The 470-nt window shown below is 64.0% G+C and carries 1 rRNA gene; it reads left to right on the forward strand.

The annotated features are described in order from the left end of the window. Positions 1–419 (forward strand): 23S ribosomal RNA (locus tag H7U32_RS10015); the annotation flags it as partial. Positions 420–470: the final 51 nt, after the last annotated feature.

Here is a 470-nt window from a genome sequence, read left to right on the forward strand (position 1 = left end):
AGTCCACATCGACGGCAAGGTTTGGCACCTCGATGTCGGCTCATCGCATCCTGGGGCTGGAGCAGGTCCCAAGGGTACGGCTGTTCGCCGTTTAAAGCGGTACGCGAGCTGGGTTCAGAACGTCGTGAGACAGTTCGGTCCCTATCCTCCGTGGGCGCAGGAGAATCGAGGGAGGCTGCCCCTAGTACGAGAGGACCGGGGTGGACGGACCTCCGGTGAACCGGTTGTCGACCGACGGCATGGCCGGGTAGCCGCGTCCGGCGCGGATAACCGCTGAAGGCATCTAAGCGGGAAGCCGTTCCCGAGATCAGTTCTCCTTTCGGTAAGGGCCCAGGTAGACCACCTGGTTGATAGGCCCCAGGTGCAAGCGCGGCGACGCGCTCAGCCGAGGGGTACTAATCGCCCGAGCTCTTCTCAAGACTTCACTCCGACCGCATCGGACCGCGGACGCTCCCGCGACTCGCTGTGCG

This window comes from Bifidobacterium pullorum subsp. saeculare (assembly GCF_016899725.1).
In the GTDB taxonomy this organism is placed as follows: Bacteria; Actinomycetota; Actinomycetes; order Actinomycetales; family Bifidobacteriaceae; genus Bifidobacterium; species Bifidobacterium pullorum_C.